This window comes from Halorubellus litoreus (assembly GCF_037081675.1).
GTDB lineage: Archaea > Halobacteriota > Halobacteria > Halobacteriales > Natrialbaceae > Halorubellus > Halorubellus litoreus.
Genome location: NZ_JAZAQL010000001.1, coordinates 1,144,369 through 1,164,572, shown reverse-complemented (window position 1 = coordinate 1,164,572; position 20,204 = coordinate 1,144,369). Strand labels below are relative to the sequence as shown.

The 20,204-nt window shown below is 67.3% G+C and carries 15 protein-coding genes; 8 read left to right on the top strand and 7 right to left on the bottom strand.

From position 1 onward, the window contains the following. Positions 1-111: 111 nt before the first annotated feature. From VYJ16_RS05845 to VYJ16_RS05825, 5 genes are all read right to left on the bottom strand, one after another. A complete protein-coding gene (locus VYJ16_RS05845) occupies positions 112-558 on the bottom strand; it encodes a DUF4870 domain-containing protein (RefSeq protein ID WP_336349361.1) in 447 nt (148 codons plus the stop codon). A 179-nt stretch (positions 559-737) separates the two neighbouring features. Continuing rightward, positions 738-1,079 carry a hypothetical protein gene (locus VYJ16_RS05840; protein ID WP_336349360.1) on the bottom strand — a complete coding sequence of 114 codons (342 nt, stop codon included), beginning with the start codon at positions 1,077-1,079 and terminating at the stop codon, positions 738-740. A 103-nt stretch (positions 1,080-1,182) separates the two neighbouring features. Continuing rightward, positions 1,183-1,737, bottom strand: coding sequence for a GNAT family N-acetyltransferase (locus VYJ16_RS05835; protein ID WP_336349359.1), 555 nt, complete (start codon positions 1,735-1,737; stop codon positions 1,183-1,185). A 63-nt stretch (positions 1,738-1,800) separates the two neighbouring features. Further along, positions 1,801-2,343: a GNAT family N-acetyltransferase gene (locus VYJ16_RS05830; RefSeq protein WP_336349358.1), complete on the bottom strand. Its 543-nt coding sequence runs from the start codon at positions 2,341-2,343 to the stop codon at positions 1,801-1,803. A 64-nt stretch (positions 2,344-2,407) separates the two neighbouring features. After that, entirely contained in the window at positions 2,408-3,052 is a 645-nt protein-coding gene (locus tag VYJ16_RS05825; RefSeq protein WP_336349357.1) for a DedA family protein, read from the bottom strand. 166 nt (positions 3,053-3,218) lie between these two features. Between VYJ16_RS05825 and hemB the strand changes: the two genes are divergently transcribed. Then, a complete protein-coding gene (gene hemB, locus VYJ16_RS05820; RefSeq protein ID WP_336349356.1) occupies positions 3,219-4,202 on the top strand; it encodes a porphobilinogen synthase in 984 nt (327 codons plus the stop codon). Between the two features lie 54 nt (positions 4,203-4,256). Here hemB and VYJ16_RS05815 read toward each other — a convergent pair whose 3' ends face one another. After that, entirely contained in the window at positions 4,257-11,639 is a 7,383-nt protein-coding gene (locus tag VYJ16_RS05815) for an outer membrane protein assembly factor BamB family protein (protein ID WP_336349355.1), read from the bottom strand. 322 nt (positions 11,640-11,961) lie between these two features. Here VYJ16_RS05815 and VYJ16_RS05810 point away from each other — a divergent pair, with 322 nt between their 5' ends. The 5 genes from VYJ16_RS05810 (at position 11,962) to VYJ16_RS05790 (ending at position 16,166) form a co-directional block, all read left to right on the top strand. Beyond that, positions 11,962-12,384 carry a hypothetical protein gene (locus VYJ16_RS05810; RefSeq protein WP_336349354.1) on the top strand — a complete coding sequence of 141 codons (423 nt, stop codon included), beginning with the start codon at positions 11,962-11,964 and terminating at the stop codon, positions 12,382-12,384. Between the two features lie 353 nt (positions 12,385-12,737). Then, positions 12,738-12,905: a hypothetical protein gene (locus VYJ16_RS05805; protein WP_336349353.1), complete on the top strand. Its 168-nt coding sequence runs from the start codon at positions 12,738-12,740 to the stop codon at positions 12,903-12,905. Beyond that, positions 12,905-14,386 carry an ammonium transporter gene (locus VYJ16_RS05800; RefSeq protein ID WP_336349352.1) on the top strand — a complete coding sequence of 494 codons (1,482 nt, stop codon included), beginning with the start codon at positions 12,905-12,907 and terminating at the stop codon, positions 14,384-14,386. The genes VYJ16_RS05805 and VYJ16_RS05800 overlap by 1 nt, the downstream gene beginning before the upstream one ends. Further along, complete coding sequence (locus VYJ16_RS05795) at positions 14,379-14,726, top strand: nitrogen regulatory protein GlnK1 (protein ID WP_336349351.1); 348 nt, start codon at positions 14,379-14,381, stop codon at positions 14,724-14,726. Before VYJ16_RS05800 ends, VYJ16_RS05795 begins: the two co-directional genes overlap by 8 nt. A 129-nt stretch (positions 14,727-14,855) precedes the next feature. Next, positions 14,856-16,166 (top strand): O-acetylhomoserine aminocarboxypropyltransferase/cysteine synthase family protein, encoded by a 1,311-nt coding sequence (locus tag VYJ16_RS05790; protein WP_336349350.1) that lies wholly within the window; start codon positions 14,856-14,858, stop codon positions 16,164-16,166. Between the two features lie 512 nt (positions 16,167-16,678). On the opposite strand, the gene VYJ16_RS05785 is transcribed toward VYJ16_RS05790, so the two are convergent. Then, positions 16,679-17,596, bottom strand: coding sequence for a DMT family transporter (locus VYJ16_RS05785; RefSeq protein ID WP_336349349.1), 918 nt, complete (start codon positions 17,594-17,596; stop codon positions 16,679-16,681). A 235-nt stretch (positions 17,597-17,831) separates the two neighbouring features. Here VYJ16_RS05785 and hemL point away from each other — a divergent pair, with 235 nt between their 5' ends. Together hemL and VYJ16_RS05775 are read left to right on the top strand one after the other, a co-directional pair. Then, positions 17,832-19,169, top strand: coding sequence for a glutamate-1-semialdehyde 2,1-aminomutase (hemL, locus tag VYJ16_RS05780; protein WP_336349348.1), 1,338 nt, complete (start codon positions 17,832-17,834; stop codon positions 19,167-19,169). A 594-nt stretch (positions 19,170-19,763) separates the two neighbouring features. Then, positions 19,764-20,096: a hypothetical protein gene (locus VYJ16_RS05775; protein WP_336349347.1), complete on the top strand. Its 333-nt coding sequence runs from the start codon at positions 19,764-19,766 to the stop codon at positions 20,094-20,096. The last annotated feature ends 108 nt before the right edge of the window (positions 20,097-20,204 follow it).

Below are 20,204 nucleotides of genomic sequence, written 5' to 3'. Positions count from 1 at the left end.
GCTGTCGCGGTCTTGCTGACGGTGCGGTCGCTTCTCGAGTGGGAGTTCGTCGAAAGGAGAGCGCTGCGTTCGGAGAGCGGGGGGTCGCGGCGGTCGTGGCGGGTGGTCGATTCAGGCGATGCGGTCGGCGAGCCCGGCGACGACGGGGATGCGCGTCTTCTTGCCCTGGTAGGCCCGGAGCATGAGGAAGAGCCAGAGGGCGAACGCGCCGAGCCCGATGACGAGCCACGCGAGGAAGAACACGAGTGACACGAGCGCGCCGGCGAAGCTCGCTTCGATGCTTGCACTCGATATGATACTCACGAGGATGGAGACGAACGTGGTCCCGATGCTGACGGCGAAGAGCGTGACGCTGAGGACGATGCTCTGTGCGGCGTGGAACCGGACGAACTCGTCCTCGGGTTCGAGGAAGTAGAAGATGATGCCGGTGAGGGCGCCGAAGAGGTAGGCGAGTGCGCCGGCGACGTTCGAGTCGAGGCCGGTGCTGGAGCGTTCCTGGATGGTCTCTGTGCTGTGCTCGGTGGTGGACGTGTCGGTATTGATGTCTTCGGTTGCCATAATGTGACTCGTTACCTAATACCGCATGTGACGTATTAAAGACGGCAGATGTGTAAGAAATAAAATGGGTGCCGTATGGTCTGTATACGGTATCGAACCGGACGTAACGGCTACAAAGACGACACTAGGTGTGGACAGAAAACTCGAAAATATACGATATCGTATGTTTATCGCGTGGTTCAGGCCTCGACGTGCTCGTCGAGGTCGACCGCGACGGAGTCCGAGTCCGCGTCCTCGCCGACGACGTCCTCGATGTCCTCGATGTCGTCGGAGAGCAGGCGGCGCGCGATGGTCCGGATGCCGACCGCGAGCACCACGAGGAACGCCGCACGTCGGAGCGTCGAACCCATCGAACGGCCCGACTCCTCCACGTCCTCGGTCTCGACGTCATCCATCTCGGCGTCGATCTCGTCGTCCATCTCGTCGAGCAGGTCCGCGGCCTCCTCGGGCGTGCTGCCGACGGCGTTGCTGAATCGGGCGTCGTCGAGGTGCAGTTCCAGGAGTGTGAATTTGTCGACCATACCACTGATACGCCGACCGGAGAGATATACTTACCGTGACACTTGGTGGCCACGTTCCTGATGACTCCTCACCGAGAACTTCACCGCCCGCGACGGTTCGGTTTCAGTGCTCGCGAGCGCGCCAGTCGGACTCCAGGAGGCCGAAGTAGAGCGTGTCGACGTACTCGCCGTCGACGAACTGGTTCTCGCGAATCCGCCCCTCCTGCTCGAACCCGAGTTTCTCCCAGACCCGCCGCGAGGCGTCGTTCGTCGCCATCACGCGCGCCTGCACTCGGTGGAGGTTCCGCTCGTCGAACGCGTACTCCACGAGCAGCCGGCTCGCCGCGGTCCCGTACCCCTCGCCCCAGTGGTCGGGGTGGATGGAGATCGCGAGCTCGCCCCAGCGCGTCCGCTCGTGGATCTTGAACAGCGCGATGTCGCCGACCGCCTCCGGATTGCCGTCGTTGCCCTCGACGCAGACGAGGAGGTTCACGGAGTCGTCGTCGCTGACGACGTCCTCGTAGAACTCCTCGGTCGACCGCATCGTCGTCGGCGTCGCCGACGTCAACGGCCGTCGGACCCGCGGGTCGTTGACGTTCTCGTTCAGGAGGTCGAGGTCTCCTTCCTCGATCGTGTGGAGGGAGACGCGGTCGCCGCGCAGGAAGACAGCACCAGGCATACGACCCGATTCCGCGAGCGCCTCAAAAGGCGTTGTGGGGGCATGAGGGACTGTCGCAGGGATTCACTCGTCGCGCTCGCGCCACTCCTCGGCGAGCACGCCGTAGACGTGCATGTCGCGGTACGCGCCGTCCATGAACTCGCTCTCGCGGTGCACGCCCTCGTGCTCGAACCCGAGCTTCTCCCAGATGCGCTTCGAGCCGCCGTTGTCCTCGATGTGTTTCGCCATCATCCGGTGGACGTTCCGTTCGGCGAACGCGTAGTCGACGAACCGCTCGCACGCCTCGGTTCCATAGCCCTCGCCCCAGTACGGCTCGGCGACCCACACGCCGATCTCGGCCTCGCGCGTGCGGTCGTCGACGTGCATCCCGACCTCTCCCACGGGCTCGGGCTCGCCGTCGTCGCCCTCGCGGCAGACGAGGAGGCTCGTGCCGTCGTCGCCCTCGAACAGGTACTCCTCGACGTCGCCGCGGTTCTCCGGGTACGGCCAGATGTACGACCGATGGACCTCGGGCGGGTTCTTGTGCTCGTGGACGAAGTCCACGTCCTCCTCCTCTATCGTCCGCAACGTCAGTCGCTCCGTCTCCAGGAAGCGTGCACCGGGCATACGCGACGATTCGATGGTGCCGGAAAAGCCCTTGTGGGTGTGTGCGAGCGCGTGACGTGGCGCGTCAGAAGACGCCGAGTTCGAGGACGCCGAGCCACGCGAGCGCGAGCCACGTCTGGAACAGGACGCTCCCGACCGCGGAGAGCGCGAGGAACTCGAGGTCGTTCATCTCCGCGAACCCGGCGGGGACGGTGAGCATCCCGCGCGTGAACAGGAGCGCGTTCGAGACGGGGACGGCGGCGCGCCCCCAGCGGTCGAACCAGCCTTCGAAGCGCTCGAGCCTGGATTCGCTCACGCGGAACCACGTCCGCTCCAAGAGCCAGTCGCGGCCGGTGCGTTTCGCGAGCGTGAACAGCGCGTACTGGCCGATGGTCGCGCCCGCGGCGGCGACGAGGACGAGGACAGCGATGGTCTCGACGTCCTGCGTGCTCGCAGCGAGTAACTGGATGCTCGCCGGGACGAGCGCCTCGCTCGGCGCGAAGTACAGCAGCATCGCGCCTTCGAGGATGAGGATGGCGAACAGCGCGAGCATCCCGTACTGGTCGAGGAACGCTCGCGCGAGCGATTCGTCGCCGACGAGGAACAGCGCGATGCCGGCGACGGCGAGGAGGCAGAACCCGACCGCGACGGCGAGGGGCCCGTACTCCGCGAGCAGCCATCGCAGGCCGTTCTCTTTGGGCTGCGTGCCGTCGGCGACGTCGGTCGTCATTCGACCTAGAGTCACGAGTCTGCAGGTAAATGCGTTTTGTCACGCGGCCCGCGACGCGACCGGCGACCGGGCCGCGTGTCGCTGGCGGAGTGTCGCCGCCGGGATGTCGCTGGCGGTCGTCGTCGAGAGCGCTACGCTTACCTCAGGCGCGCTCGGAGTGACCGGTATGGAGCGAATCGAGCGTCCGCGTCGCCTCCGGAAGGACGGCGTGCGCGAGCTGGTGAGCGAGACCGAGGTCAGGGCGACGGACCTCGTCGCGCCCGTGTTCGTGGACGCGACGACCGACGAGCGAGTGCCCATCGAGTCGATGCCGGGCCACGAGCGCGTGCCGGTCGAGGAGGCGGTGGCGCGCGTCGAGGAGGTTCTGGAGACGGGCGTGGAGGCGGTGATGCTGTTCGGCATCCCCGAGTCGAAGAACGAGCGGGGGTCGCGGGCGTGGGCGGAAGACGGTGTCGTCCAGGAGGCGACGCGTCGAGTGACCGAGGCGACGGACGCGTACGTCATCACGGACGTGTGTCTCTGCGAGTACACCGAGCACGGGCACTGCGGGGTGCTGGAGCCGCACGCGCACGAGGCCGCGGAACTCACGGTCGAGAACGACGAGACGCTGCCGTTGCTCGGGAGCGTCGCGGTGAGTCACGCCAAAGCGGGTGCGGACATGGTGGCGCCGTCGGGGATGATGGACGGGATGGTCGACGCGATCCGTGGCGCGCTCGACGACGCCGGGCACGCGGACGTCCCCATCCTCTCGTACGCGGCGAAGTACGAGTCGGCGTTCTACGGCCCGTTCAGGGATGCGGCGGACGGCGCGCCCGCGTTCGGCGACCGCCGACACTACCAGATGGACCCCGCGAACCGACGGGAGGCGGGTCGCGAGGTCCGTCTGGACGTCGAGGAAGGCGCGGACGTTCTCATGGTCAAGCCCGCGCTCCCCTACCTCGACATCGTCGCGGACGTCCGCCGCGAGTTCGACCGGCCGGTGGCGGCGTACAACGTCTCCGGCGAGTACGCGATGCTGCACGCCGCCGCCGAGAAGGGCTGGCTCGACCTCGAGGCGACGGCGAGGGAGTCCGTGCTCTCCATCAAGCGCGCCGGCGCGGACCTCGTCGTGACGTACTTCGCGGAACTGCTCGCCGAGAGCGAGGACTGATCGGCCGTCCCGGACCGGACCCCGAGTCGGTTCGCGGTCGCAGACGCCGCCGGTCTACGACCGTCGTCGCCGAACCGCTGTCGCCGCGCTCAGCAACGCGACGATTGCGACGAACACGCCGAATCCAGGACTGCCGGCACTATCGTTCCTCGTCGTGCCGACCGCGGTGTCGCTCGTCGCCCTCCTATCGGTCGAACGGTTCGTCGCGGACGCCCGCGTCTCGTCCGTCCCGACCGTGGTCGTCGAGTCCGTCGTCGTCGGCAACGTGGTCGTCGAGTCCGTCGTTGACCGGGCTGTCGTCGCGTCATCGTCACGCTCGGCGACGGAGACGAACCCACCTCTCCGACCGTCCACCTGGACCGAGTACATTCCCGGTTCCTCGAACGTGTGCTCGAACGTGATGGTTCGCTCGCTGTTGGCGCCGACCGAAACCGCACGTTCGTCTATCACCTCGGACCCGACCGAGAGCGTCGGTGAGACGGTCTTGGCCGTCGAGTACTCGTTGTAGAACGTGACCTCGACGGTCACGGTATCGCCGACGTCGATGTCCTGCGGACTCACGGTCACGGACTCGATGCGGACGCGGTTGTCGTCGCCACCGCCGCCACCGCCGCCACCGCCGCCACCGCCGCCGTCGTCGCCGCCGTCGTCGCCGCCGTCGTCGCCGCCACCGGTGCTGCTGCCCGGACCGAATCGCTGCGTCTGCGTCAGCGACCCGGCGCTCGTCTCGTACCGCACGGTCACCGCCTGCACGTCGTCGCCGGGTGCGGACCACTGGACGGTGCGTCCGCGCTGTTCGAACGTCCCGTCGCCGTCCGTGTCCCAGGACACCGTGATTCGGTCGGGGAGGTCGTAGCCGATGGGCGTCACCACCCGAAGCCGCCCGTCGTGGTACTCGAACATCGGCTTGTAGAAGATGTTCCCACCGCCGCCTAACCGGATGGCGTTCGGTCCGGCGTCTTCCTGTGCGGGCTTCCACGTCCGATAGAACGCATCGAACGAATCGCCCGTTACAGCCTGGAACGCACTCTGGAACCCCTGGTCGCTCGACCGCCGGAGCATCTCAAGCGTCTTCTGGCGACCGTACGTCGCCGCGAACGCCGCGACGAAGCTCCCCGCCTCGTCGTACTCAGTCTCCGTCACCTGCATCTCGAAGAGGCTGGCTTTCGACGGTTTCTCCACCGTCCGCGTCCAGAACAGCGGGGACTCCTCGTAGACGGCGTGTCCTTCGGCGAAGAACTCCCACTCGCCGTTCGTCTGCGCGTCCACCTCGAACTGCGCGAGGTGCGTGAGTTCGTGGCGAACGGTCTGAGTTCGTCCCTCGAACCGAACCCGCGAGAGCGTGTACGGCAGGTAGACGTCGTTCGGATTACTCGCGCACGCAAACGGGGCCGTTCCGCACTTCGAGTCGATCCCTCCCGAGGTCGTGAACGTCACGTCGACCGTCGAGGGGAGTCCGTCCGTGCGCTGAGCGACCCGTCGGTAGAGGGTCGGGAGTCGCTCCTGGAGTTTCGCGACCTCGACTCGCCAGCGTCCAGACGGCGTATTCTGGAACTGGAACGTGTAGTTCCCCATCGACGACCCGTGGAACCGGTACGTGTCGACCGCGAGCGAGGCGTTCCGCGTCGCCGTCTCACCGTTCGGACCACGGAGCGTGACGGTGGCGTTGACCGCGCCGGCACCGGCGGCGGTCGGTGACACGGTAATCGTCTCCCCGTTGGGAGACGCGGAGAGCGCGCCGTCGACGTGCCACTGGACGTCCACGACTTCGTGCGAGAGCGTCTCCTCGTGTAGCGAGACCGCGACGGTGTCGTTCGTGAGCAGTTCGACGCCCGCGTCGTCCGGAACGGTCTGTCCGTCGACGGACGTGTCGAAGCCGATCGACGACGCCCTCACCACGACGCTCGCCGTGTCCACGCGTCCATCTGCCTGTTTCACCTCGACGGTGACCTCGGTCGGATACACCGAGTAGAACTGGTCGTCGACCGTGCATTCCGGGCCGCTACAGCGCAGTTCCGTCCCGTTCTGGTACCATGTGTACGTGAGCGTCCCCGTTCCGTTGCTGCCCGCGGCGGAGAGCGTCAACGGGTCGTCGGGCTTGGGCACCACTGGCTCGTACGAGAGCGACGCATTCAGTGGCTCGCTCGTCCCTGCGCCGTCGCCGTACGTCTGCATGCCACTCTCCCCGACGAGGGCTACGTATCCCGGTGCAAGCGGTGCGACCGCGTTCGCCAGCCCGACGGCGCGGCCGTCGACCTTCTGCCCCGACTTCGTCACGACGTGCAGTCGGTTCTCGTAGTAGTCGTCCTCGCGGTCGCCGACGAGCACGAGTACGTGCCCGCTAGGGCCGAGTACAGGTTGCGATTCGGATCCGTAGCTTCGTGCGTTAATGATATCTCGCGGTTGCCACGACACCTCGTCGAACTGCGTCCCGTTCGGATGCAAGTACCGGAGCCGGTAGCTCCCGACGCTTATCTTCGGGGCGGGCGCGTAGACCGTCCCGTCTCGGTCGACGGCAGGGGCCACGCGGCTCCTCGACTCGACGGTCCACGCGACCGACCCGTTCGAATCTCGGACAGCGATCAGCGAGGTCTCGGTGTTGAGCAGTACCGTCCCGTTCGGCGTGAGGACCGGGAACGTGGTCGCGTTCCCGTCGACGTCGGTATGCCAGCGTTCGCTCCCCTCCGACGAGTACGCCGTCAGGCCGGAGCCGGGAACTGCGACGTAGATCTGTCCATCGTCGCCGACAGTCGGTGGAAGCTCCGGACCGACGGTATCAGATACCTGCGTCTCCCATCGCAGTTCGGCAGTCGAACGGGAGATATTGAACAGGCGACGGCCGCCAAACCCATCACGCTCGCCGGTCACGAACACGCCGTCTTCGGTTACGACCGGGTCACTCAACCTGTCTATGCACGTACCGCCACAGTTCGTTCCGTAACTCTCGTCTCCAATCCGCCATCGGACGCTACCGTTCGGCGCCAGTGATATCAACGACCCCCACAGCGAGACGTAGACGTTGCCGTCGGGGCCGATGGCCGGACTGTTATCGACGTCGATGTTCGTGGTCGCATCAAGCTGGTGCTTCCAGCGAACCGACCCGTTCTTCGAGAACTTCCAGAGTGTCCTCCCACGTAGTTCGTAGACGGCGGTCGTGGTCGTCGCTATCGTGGAGTCTGCAGTGCCACCCGTGCGGTTCCACGCAGGTGGGAGCGACCACGGGAGGTCTTCGGTCGTCCGTCCAGCGTGCCCCGGCGCTCCCCCGAACGTCGGCCAGGCCGTCGATTCGTCAATCTCGCCGTCGAACGACCGAACGTCGAGGGTCCGCGTTACGGTGAACCGCTCGCCGTTCGCGGCGGTCGCGACGAGCGTCACCCTCGCCGTCCCGGTCTCGTTGAACGTCGCCGTCGCCGACCGGCCCAGCTGTCTGGTCCCCGCGACCCGCCACTCGTAGGTATCGTACAGCGGACGGAGGCTGTCGTTACCCGTGTCGGTGACGTTCAGCGTCACCGTCTGCCGAGCGAACGGCGTGGCGTCACTGCTCGCGATACCGAGCTGGGGGCTGGGCGGGTCGTACGTCGAGTTCCCCTCGACGGCGTAGACGTTACCGCTGTTCGTAACCGCGTACAGCGTCCCATTGAGGAGAATCGGTCTTGTGCGATCGACACCGTTCGAACTCTCCTCCAACGAAAGTCTCCAGAGACCGGCCCCGGTCGAGGCATTCACTGCGTAGATGTCGTCGTTATTCGAGCCGAAGTAGACCGCATTGTTTGCGGCTACGGGCGCGGTGCTCGACGTGGTCGGACCGAACGACCACTTCTCCTCGCCGGACGACCGCGACCAGGCTTCCAGTCCGGCCGTGGAATACGTTCTACCGTTCCTGACGCCGACGAGGGCGTCGCCAGCGGGACCGACAGCGGGCGACGCGGCAGTCGGAACGAAGATGCGCTGCTGTTTGGCGCCCGTGGACGCGTTCAGCGCCTTGACGCCTCCCGTCCAGTACGACGTGTATACCGTGTCGTCGTACACCGTTACCCCATGGACCTGGCTCCCCAGGCCGGTCTGCCACTCGGACTCGCCTGTTGTGGCGTCGAACGCGGACACGGTGCCACTGGTGCTCTCGGACCACCCGACGTACACGGTTCCGTCGCTGTACGCGGGGGAGTTGACGTGGACTCGCTCGCCGCTGCCGACGGTCGCGTTCCACCTGCGGGAGCCGTTCGCGAGCCACAACGCGTAGACGTTCCCGGTCCTGTATCCGGTCACGACGACGGTCTTCTCGGTCGCAATCGGCGCGTACAGGTTGTCGTCCGTCGTCGCGTTCGGGAGTGGCGTCTGCCACTGGCGTTCGCCGGTTTGCGGGTCGACGCTCACCATCGACCCGTTCGAGAGCGGCACCACGAGGTGGTCGTCTGCGAGGACGAGCGCGCCACGGGTCGACGCGGCAGCGTTGCCGGTGTTGATGTCACCGACGGTCGCGTTCCACCTGACCGTCCCGCTCGTCGCGTTCAGCGCGTACACCGTCCTGGACCCCGCGGTGTAGAGGGTGTCGTTGCGGCCGAGTAGCGAACTCCCGGTGACGTCCGATAGCGACGTGTTCCACGCCACATGGACGTCCGAGACGGGGCCGCATCCGATCGTTCGACTCGTGTGCGCGGCGTTCCGATGCACGGCGCTCCATTCCGTCACGGTCTCGTCGGGCGTACAGGCCTGTGGCGTTCCGTCACCGTTTGTGGCGGTCGTCACCTCCACCGTTCGCGTGACGGAGGCGCTGTTGCCCTCGCCGTCGCGGATGACCAGGGTGACGTTGTGCTTCCCCAGCGACGAGAACGAGGGTCTCGCCACGGCCGCGGTCGATTCGGGGGTTCCGTCGCCGTCAAGGTCCCAGTCGTAGCTACTTATGTTCTCGATGCGGACCGCTCCGTCGACGACGACCCGGTCGAACGAGTCTCGCGCGTCGAACACGCCGGTCTCTCCGACGGTGAGTGTCAGAGGCGCGTCAACAACTACCGTCGGTTCGGAGAGGCGCTCTACGGCGGACTGGACGGTGTAATTGTAGGTCACGGTCGACTGCTGGCCGCCGGCGCTTACGCGCAACCCAATGCTGTACTCGCCTGCGGAAGACGGTTGCCACGTTGTCTCTCTCCCGCTCGCGTCGTCGTAGTTCCCGTCACCGTCGAGGTCCCAGGCGTACGTCTCGGCGGCCGTGGAGGCACGCAACTCGGTGACGTTTCCGGGCTGTACCATGGTCCGGTTCACGTCGAACGCCGCGGTGACGTTCGACGGTCGGAGGACGGTGACGTTGACCGTCGTCGAGGACTGCTCGCCGGCAGCGTCGGTCACCGTCAGCGATACCGTCCGGGCGCCGCTGCCGGAGAACGTGACGGTGACTCGCTCGCCGCGACGCACGCCTCTCGTGCCGTTCCCGTTCGCGTCCACGCGCCACGCGTACGACGTGATGCCACGGTCGTCGGTCGAGGCGCTCGCGTCGAACGTCACGGACCCACCGGTCGAGACGGTTCGCTCGGACACGACGAAGTCGGCGATGGGCGGCCGGTTCTCTCCACTGGTCGTCTCAGCGGACACGTTCCACGCGGCGAAGTTCTGCTGGTCGGTCCCGGATGCCTGTTCGGCGGTCGGATAGCGCACGTACGTGTCCTGCCCGCCGGCTTCGTCGTGGACGACCGGCTGGAACGCCGTCCGGTACGCCGCCCACGTCTCGTTCGCGCTGACGCGCTCGAACGTCACCTGGTACGTGTTCGTCTCGCCGGGGTCGTACTGCTCGCGGACGTCGACGAGCGGGTACTTGGCGGGGCCCGTACTCCCATCCCTGAAGTTGATGGTGTCATCGACCGAACTGTTCGTGACCGACCAGTCCACGTCGCCGCGGACCTGTCGGACGTCGACGACCGAGAGACTGTTCGAATGCGAGAGCGAGAGGTAAGCTTGCGACGAGGTCACACCACCGTGACCGGCGTTCGATACCGTGACGTTCACCGTCACCGTCTCCCCCGTGCCGACGCCGAGGTCGGAGAGATTCGCGTGCAGAGCGCTCCGGGAGACGTTCATGGAAACGCGAGGACGTGGCTCTCTCGCCATCGGGAGCGCCGTGTTCTCGATGTACTGGTACTCGGCTTTGGCGTACTCCTCCAGCGCCACGAAGTAGTCGTAGATGGCTGGCGTCGCCGACTGAGACGCGGCTTGTCGCTGGCTGCGTGCCTGCGATAGCAACGCCGCGTTGTCGGGCGCTGACAGCGGCGGTTCGAAGTTCCGCTGGAACGCGTACCCGGACGCGTGTTTGGAGAACCCGACGAGAACGACCTGCTTCTTGTGGAGGATTTCGCGCACTCGTTCTCGGTTCCCGTTCCGCCACGCTGCCGCCTCCGCCCGCGAGAGCCGAGCGAGCTCTCGGAGCGCGTACGAGGCGTTCCCCGCGTTCTGAATGGCGTCGACGTCCATTCGGCGGAGGAGATTCAGGTAGAGCCGGTGGTTTATCTTGGCTATCTTGCCGACGGTGCCGTCTCCGTACGACCCCTGCGTCAGCCCGTAAGCGGTCTGCGTGCTCTGGAGCGTCTCCAGGTTGTTCGCGTTCTGGAGGGTCGTCGCGCCCGCCAGCGCCTCGTCGGCGTAGCCGGTGACGAGTGACTGCGCCGCGTCGTTGGCGACGACCGTGAACGCCTCCGACATGCTCCGCTCGAAGCGCTCGTCCCAATCTGCCTGGTAGAGCAATCGCTCGTACGTCGCGGTGTATCCTCTCGCGAGCGTCGTCCGCGCCTCGGCCGTTCGCGCCATCGACGCGGAGGTGTTCACCCCTCGCGTGACGTTGTACGTGACGCTCGCGTCGTCCTCGTTCGTCGAGTCGCCTGGGGTCGGGTCCGCGCTCAACGTAACCGAGCCCGGCGAGTCCGTGGCGCTCACGCGAAACCGGACGAGGACGCTGTGCGTCGAACCGGCGGCGAACGAGCCGGTGCTCTCCACCACGCACGAGTTCGGGCACTCCGCGCTCGCGTTGGACGGTACCACGTCGTAGTCGGTGGCGCCCGAAGACACGCCGACGATGGACGCGTTGGTGCCCGCGGTCGACTCGACGGCGACGCGGAGCGCCGGGTCGGTCACCTTGTTCGCCTGCAGGAGTCCCGACTCGGATACGTTGACGGTGACGATGGCGGTGTAGACCCCTCCGTTGACGAACTCCTGGTCGCTTCCCGGTAGGACTGAAGCGTCCTGCGATAGCGATCCGTAGGTGCGGGCGTTCGTCTCCCTGCTGGCGGACTGCGACTCGGGTGCTTCGGCGAAGCCGGTGGGGTCGGTGACCGTTTCGGTTCCCCCTCTGCGCTGTTGTTCGCCCGCTTCGCCCTGCGCATTCGTGGCGACTGCTCCCGTGAGCGACGCGCTCACGACCAACAACGCGACGAGTGTCGCCGCGACCCGACTCATGCTGACTCCCTCCTCGGCGTCCGCGACTTGGGCGTGTCCGCCACGTCACGAACGTCACCCCAATCTAAATTTTCGAACCATTCCCCCTCCCGAACTCTCGAAACTGAGAGCTCATCGACGCGGTTCACGGCATCCATGTAGAATCCACTTGGTTTATTACTTTTGGACAACACTTCTCCGTCCCCGCTCCGTCCCGGGCTCTATCGACGACGCGGAGCCAGTGCTCCGGGGTGGCGTCGGCCACCCGTCGTTTCCAGGGTCGGCGTCGGGTTCGGGCGGGAGGGTGGGTAGCTTTATGTCGAATCGGTGTCGGTGTGTGTACATGAATCGACGAGACGTACTCAAGCGGGCCGGGGCCGCGACGGCCGCGGGGGGCATGGCATCGGTGGCTGGCTGTGGCGTGCTCGGGAGCTGTGGCCCTGGCGAGAACGAGATCGGTGCGTTGGCGGAGCGGGCGCGCGAGCAGGATGAAGAGACGGAGAGTGGGAACGAGAGCGGGTCGGGGTCGGAGACGACCGAGGAGCTGCCGCGCGTGGTCGGCGCGATCGAGAAGGCGACGCAGTCCGAGGTCATCGTCGACGACGGCACGGGTCGTGCGTCCCTGCAGACGCTCGGTGGCGGGTTCCAACTGCAGAACATCGAGAACGGCGATTGCGCGTACGCCGTCGGGTTCCCCATCGAGCCGGACGCGGAGACGGACGCTGACGTGACGATCATCGTCACGGACATCGGGCTGGAGGAGTAGCGGCGGGGCGTCGCCCCGTCGACGCCGACGTCCAGCGTCGTGCCTGGTCGGACGGGTTCTGGGCGGTCGCGCGTGCAAGATTTGCCGACGGAGTGGGTCGCCGCCGTCTTGCGGTTTCCGTCCTCGTCCCTGCGTACCGTGGTGGCGCGTGTCGCTGTGGGCGGGTGCTTGGCGCGCTCGCGGACTCGACGAACGTCGAATTCCACGCTGGCGAACGCACGACTTCTGGACGCTTTACGTCCTTAAACAGACTTGATTCGATTGAAGTTCGTACGAACGTCCATAATGAGACTGTTATTGTGGACGTTCAACAACGCTAACCCTTATGTACTGTGCTATGATGACGACTATCCGTGACTCGGAACACGAACGCGTGTAAATCTAACAGTATCGTGGACGAACGGTCAGCCACTACCGGAACGAGTGGCGGGTTCGGTGACTCGACGACCGACCCCGACACGGCGGCAACGCGCGCAGTGAACGACGACCTGCTCGCGACGCTCGCGGAGGTCGAGACCTGATGCTCGACGGTCTCGCCCTCCAGATGGACCCGAGCGCGGTCGCGAACAGCATCAACACCGTCTGGGTACTCGTCGTCTCCTTCCTGATCTTCTTCATGCAGCCCGGGTTCGCGCTCCTCGAAGCCGGCCAGGTCCGCGCGAAGAACGTCGGGAACGTCCTCATGAAGAACATGACCGACTGGGGGCTCGGCGTCCTCGTCTACTTCCTCGTCGGCGCCGGCCTCGCCGGCGTCGTCGGCGCACTCACCTCGGGCTCCGCGCTCGACGTCATGGGCGCGTTCTCGTACGTCGGCTCCGCGGGCTCGTGGGTCAGCTGGGTGTTCGGCGCCGTGTTCGCGATGACCGCCGCGACGATCGTCTCCGGCGCCGTCGCCGAACGCATGGACTTCAAAGCGTACGTCCTCTTCGTCGTCGCCATCACCGCCCTCATCTACCCGACCGTCCAGGGGCTGACGTGGGCGGGCGGCCTGCTCTCCGGCCCGACCGCCGACGGCACGGGCGGGTTCATCGGGAGTGCGCTCGGCGTCGGCTACCTCGACTTCGCCGGTGCGACCGTCGTCCACATGGTCGGCGGCCTCGCCGGCCTCGTCGCCGCGAAGATGGTCGGCCCGCGCAAGGGTCGCTTCGACGAGAACGGGAACAGCCAGCCCATCCCCGGGCACTCGATGCTGCTCGCGGTTCTCGGGACGCTCATCCTCGCGTTCGGCTGGTACGGGTTCAACGTCGGCACGCAGGCGACCGTGCTCTCGGTCGCTGACGACGGCTCCGTCGCGTTCATGGGCGCCGCGCTCGGTCGCGTCGCGCTCGTCACCACGCTCGGCATGGGCGCCGGCGCGGTCGCGGCGATGCTCGTCTCGACGTTCTGGCAGGGCAAACCCGACCCGCTCTGGATGGCCAACGGCCTCCTCGCGGGTCTCGTCGCGGTCACGGGCGCGGTCCCGCACGTCACGTGGTGGGGCGGCCTCGTCATCGGCGCCATCGGCGGTGCACTCGTCCTGCCCGCGTACCGCTGGACCGTCGACTCGCTGAAGATCGACGACGTCTGCGGTGTCTTCGCCGTCCACGGTGCGGCCGGCGGCGTCGGCACCATCCTGATCCCGTTCTTCGGTGCATCGAGCAGCGGAACGGCCATCCTCGGCGACGGCTGGGCGTTCCTCGGCGTCGACCAGCTCGTGATGCAGGTCGTCGGCGTCGCCGTCATCGGCACGTGGACGGTGCTCGCGACCGGTGGCGTGTTCCTCGTCCTCGAAGCGACCGTCGGCCTTCGCGTCAGCGAAGAGGAGGAGGAAGCCGGCCTGGACGCGGGCGAACACGGCATCTCGACGTACCCCGAGTTCGTCGGGGACGCCAGTCCCGAATCGGGTCGCGCGACGGTGACGACCGACGGCGGCACGAACGTCCGCACCGACGGTGGCGCGGACGCCTCGGAGACGACCGTGGACACTTCGGACGCGACGACCGGAGGTGAGCGCGATGACTGACATCAAGATGGTCGTCGCGATCATCCGCCCGGACCGCCTCACGGACGTCAAGCGCGCGCTCTCGGAAACCGGCGCACCGTCGTTGACGGTGACGGACGTCTCCGGGCGCGGCAGTCAGCCCGCGAAGAAGAGCCAGTGGCGCGGCGAGGAGTACGTCGTCGACCTCCACCAGAAGGTGAAGGTCGAGACCGTGGTCGCGGACACGCCCGCCGAGGACGTCGTCGAAGCCATCGCCGAGGCCGCGCAGACCGGCGAGAAGGGCGACGGGAAGATCTTCGTCCTCCCCGTCGAGGACGCCTACCAGGTCCGCACCGGGAAGACCGGGCCGGACGCGGTCTGACGGCGACGTCGATACCACCACGGGTCTCTTCTGCGAGTTCGTCGCATCGTTGTCGCCAGTTGGTCGTAGACGCCGGCAAGAGTCACCACACTCAGGTCGGCTAAGGGCGTCGACGCCCTGGTAGCTTCCATGACGGACGAGTCAACCGACGACGCCGACGACCGCGGATTCGCCACACACTCGCTGCACGCCGGCCAGGAGCCGGATTCGGCGACGGGGTCGCGCGCCCCGCCGCTGTACCAGACGACGAGTTACGTCTTCGACGACGCGGAGGACGCGGCGAGCCAGTTCGCGCTCGAGAAGCCCGGCTACATCTACTCGCGGCTGATGAATCCGACGGTTGAGACGCTCCAGGAGCGCCTCGCGGCGCTCGAAGGTGGCGTCGGTGCGGTCGCGACGTCGTCCGGGATGGCGGCACTGAACCTCGTGACGTTCCTGCTCGCGGACGTCGGCGACAACGTCGTCTCCTCGAAGTCGCTGTACGGCGGCACTGCAACCTACCTCACGCATAGCGTCGAGCGCAACGGCGTGACGACGCGGTTCGTGGACGCGCTCGACTACGACGCCTACGAGGAGGCCATCGACGAGGACACCGCGTACGTCCACCTGGAGACCATCGGGAACCCCGCGCTGGACACGCCGGACATCGAGCGCGTCGCGGACATCGCGCACGACAACGACGTCCCGCTGTTCGTCGACAACACGTTCGCGACGCCGCACCTCTGCAACCCCATCGAGCACGGCGCGGACCTCGTCTGGCAGTCGACGACGAAGTGGATCCACGGGTCGGGCACGACCGTCGGCGGGGTCGTGGTCGACGGCGGGACGTTCGACTGGGGCGAGCACGCCGAGAAGTTCCCCGAGATCGGCGGGGAGAACCCCGCGTACCACGGCGTGAACTTCGCGGAGACGTTCGGCGACGCGGCGTTCACGTACGCTGCCATCGCGCGCGGCCTCCGCGACCTCGGCAACCAACAGAGTCCCTTCGACGCCTGGCAGACCCTTCAGGGCCTCGAGACCCTCCCGCTGCGCGTCGACCGCCACTGCGAGAACGCGATGAAGGTCGCCGAGTACCTCGACGACCACGAGGACGTCGCGTGGGTGAACTACCCCGGCCTCGAGAGCCATCCGACCCACGAGAACGCGAAGAAGTACCTCGACGGCGGTTACGGCGGCATGATCACGTTCGGGCTCGAAGGCGGCTACGACGCCGCCCAGGCGACCGTCGAGAACACCGAGCTCGCGAGCCTCCTCGCGAACGTCGGGGACGCGAAGACCCTCATCATCCACCCCGCCTCGACGACGCACCAGCAGCTCACCGAGGAGGAACAGGAGGAAGCCGGCGTCACCGGCGACCTCGTCCGCCTCAGCGTCGGCATCGAGGACCCGGCGGACATCGTCGCGGACCTCGCCGACGCCATCGAGACCGCGTCGAACTGACCGCTCGCGGGGACGGCGTCCACGAGCACACCGCTCCCAGTCGCCTCTTCGAGGAGCGCTGTCGAAACTCGTAGAAGCGTATCGCGCCGCGTCGTGCCACCGTTGCTCTCGGTGGGGAAGCCGGACGGAGGCGATAGCACTGTTCGAGGCCAGACTGCGTCCGCCGACCTCTCTGACGGGTATCCCCGCCAAGAGCCGGGTCGTGTCCAGAACGCCCGGACGGGGGTCTCGACCGAACGTCCTGCCACGGTACTGGGTGGTGGGGAGAACGGGCCGCTCTCTGGGCTACCGTCAGCCGATCAAGCCGCCTTCGTCTTCACTCATCGTTCCCGACTTCTCGCAGTTCGGGCACGTGCTCGGTTTGCTGTACTCGTCCACGGACTGGTTGCAATAGCTACAGGTGTATGTCGTCATCTGGCAGTCATCATCACTGCCAACAGTAATAAATAAGTTGTCATTATTCTGGGGCATGGTCGCGACGGGGCCGAGGGCCGCTCGTCCCGGCTCGGCGTTCAATCGCCGGTCGTGGGCGGCGGGTCGTCGGCGAGCGCGTTGCGGATGGCGGCGCGTTTGACGAGTGCGAACCCGACGACGATGACGGTGAAGCCGACGATGGTCTGGACGGAGATGGCGTCGTCGAGGAGGAGCCAGCCGACGAGCGCGGCGAAGACGGGGGCGACGTAGCCGACGAGGTTGATCTCGACGGGGCCGAGGCGGTCGAGGAGCTCGAAGTACAGGAGGTAGCCGACGACGCCGGCGGCGAGGACGAGGTACGCGAACGCGACCGCCGCTTCGGTCGTCACGACTATCGCTTGCGTTTCGCCGGCGAGGAGGCTGGCGGCGTGGAGAACCGGTCCACCGAGCAGCATCATCCAGCCTTGGCGGGCGGCGACGCCGAGGCGCGGGGTCTCGCGGCGGAGGCCGACGGCGGCGAGCGCGAACACGATCGCTGAAGCGGTCAGGAGGGCGACGCCGACGGGGTCGGGCGAGTCGACGGCGCCGGGTGCGGGGACGGCGAGGACGGCGACGCCGACGGCGCCGAGCAGGATGCCGAGGACGCGCGCCGGCGTGGGGCGGGCGGTGTCGAGGAACGCGACGGCGAACGCGACGCTCCAGATGGGGACGGTGGCGAGGACGACCGCGCCGACGGCGCCCGAGACTCTGGCCTGGCCGAGGAACAGGAGGCCGTTGTGGACGGCGACGATGCCGATGCCGCCGACGAGGACCGCTCGCGCGTCCGCGGCGGTCGGCCGGATGCGCTGACCGCGGGCGACGGCGTACGCGAGGACGACGACGCCGATGGCGTCGAACCGGAGCGCGGCCATCAGGAGCGGGTCGACGCCGGCCTTCGCGGCGGTGATGGCGGGGTAGCTCGCGCCCCAGAGCGCGGCGAGTGCGAGGAACCCGAGCGCGTTCTCGTGACGGGTCACGATTCGACCGATGGGACTGTCCGCAATAGCGTTTGCGTGGTGGGAACGCTCAACACGATTCTGGCGGGCACGGTGCCGGCTAGCGATTCCCGCCGCGCGCTTCGGTCCGGGGGCGACCATGGACGCCGCCGGGCGGTCCGCGTCGCTGGCGGTGGTCGCGAGCGCGGACGCGGGTGGGTCCCGGGGTGCCGGAAATCTCGACACGCACTTGTGGGGTGCGTCCGAACCGCGGGGTATGACCAGTGACGAGTCGCGGCGGCTGTACGACCGCGCGCTCTCGGTGCTCGCGGGCGGCGTGAACTCCTCGGTGCGCGCGACGATGCCGTACCCGTTCTTCGTGCAGAAGGGCGACGGCGGGCACGTCGTGGACGCGGACGGGAACCGCTATCTCGATTACGTGAACGGCTACGGGCCGCTCCTGTACGGGCATTCGCCGCCCGAGGAGGTGCAGGCGGCGGTCCAGAAGCACTCGAGTCAGGGCCCGATGTACGGCGCGCCGACGGAGATCGAGGTGGAGCACGCGGAGTTCGTGGCGCGCCACGTCCCGAGCGTGGAGATGCTGCGGTTCGTGAACTCCGGCACGGAGGCGACGGTGTCGGCGGTCCGACTCGCCAGGGGGTACACGGGCCGGGACAAGATCGTGGTGATGCAGGGCGGGTATCACGGCGCGCAGGAGTCGACGCTCGTCGAGGGCGAGGGCGACCACGTGCACCCGTCGACGCGCGGGATTCCCCAGGAGTTCGCCCAGCACACGATTCCGGTGCCGTTCAACGACACCGAAGCGATCATCGAGGTGTTCCAGGAGCACGGCGACGACATCGCGGCGGTGCTCACCGAACCGATCCTGGGGAACAAGGGCATCGTGATGCCGGTGGATGGGTATCACGAGACCTTGCGGGACCTCTGTGACGACTTCGGGTCGCTCCTCGTCTTCGACGAGGTCATCACGGGGTTCCGCGTCGGCGGCTTGCAGTGCGCGCAGGGGAAGTTCGGGGTGACGCCGGACGTGACGACGTTCGGGAAGATCATCGGCGGCGGGTTCCCCGTTGGCGCCATCGGCGGGCGAGCCGAAATCATCGAGCAGTTCTCGCCGAGCGGTCCGGTGTTCCAGTCGGGGACGTTCAGCGGGCATCCGGTGACGATGGCGGCGGGGCACGCCTACTTGCAGTACGCGGCGGAGCACGACGTGTACGAGCACGTGAACGCGCTCGGCGAGCAGCTCCGCGAGGGCCTCACGGAGATCTGTCGCGAGCAAGCGCCGGAGTACACGGTGGTGGGGACGGACTCGATGTTCAAGGTCCTGTTCACGCGTGATGCGCCCGACGAGTTCGAGGGGCACTGCGACGCGGGCTGTACGCAGCGCGAGGACTGCCCGCGCTACGAGCTGTGTCCGAAGACGGGCGCGGACGTCGCTGCGTGTGATACGGAGCGCTGGGAGCGCGTGTTCTGGCAGCAGATGAAAGAGCAGGGCGTGTTCCTCACCGCGAACCAGTACGAGTCCCAGTTCGTGTCGTACGCGCACACCGAGGACGACATCGAGGAGACCTTGGACGCGTACCGGGAGGCGCTGTAGGGCGACCTGTCGGTCGCTGTCGGGTGCGTTGGCGGTCGCCGTCGGGGGGTTGGCGGTCGCTGTTGTGGGGGCGTGCAGGCCCCGCGGTCGGTTTTGGGGGTCGCGGCGGTGCGGGGCGCTACCGTCTCGGTCGCTCGCGGGCAGTGGTCAGGTGACGGTGGTCGTGGCCGCGGTTTCGTACGTGAATGTTCGGGAGCGACGACGTCGTCGTGAGCGGTGCGTGCGGGGCGGGTGGGGTTTACGTCTGCTGTAAACCTCGGTACCGGTCTCTGCTGTACCCTTCGGCGTCGGTCGGGTTCGTCGTCCGACCACGTGGCAACTGTACTGCACCGCACTGCACCGCACCGCACTGCGCCTCGCCCTCCCCAACCGATTTCTCCCTCACTTCGTTCGGTCGGCATCCCTCGCACGGTGACGTCGTCGCGACGCTCACCGCCGTTCGCGTCGCGACGCCAGCGCGCGCCAGCCGGTTGGCGCGGACTCGATTCGTTCCGTCGCTGCTTCGTCTCGGTTCGTCTCGGTTCGGTTCGTCTCGGTTCCGGTGGTGCGGAGTGGACCGGAACGCGAATGACCGTTCGCGTGCTGGCTGGGGGTGTGAACGTTCGCGCGCTCGTGGCGAATCGGCTCGTGGTGGTCGGACTGGTCGCTGTCGTGATGGTGGGGATGGCGTACTTCGGGGGGCTCTGGCGGCCGCTCGCGGTCGGGCTCGGTGCCGGGGTGGGCCTCATCGGCGCTATCGTGGCGGAGCGAATCCCGGAGGCGGCCGAGGTATTGGACGACGTGCCGCCGCCGCTGTTCGCGCTCGTCGGCGTCGCGTTCGCGTGGGGTGGCGCGGAGTACGCGCCGGCGCTCGCCATCTCCGCGTTCGCGGGTATCGCGTCCGGGTACGTGGTGGCGACGGCGGCGTTCGTCGCCGCGGACGCCTGAATCGACTCGCGCCCCGAACCGGTCGTGCGCCGGCCGCATCCGCGGTCTGGTTGGGAGCGTGACTCGTGGCCGCGGGCAAACGGACGTACTTTTCCCCGCGCGTCGCCG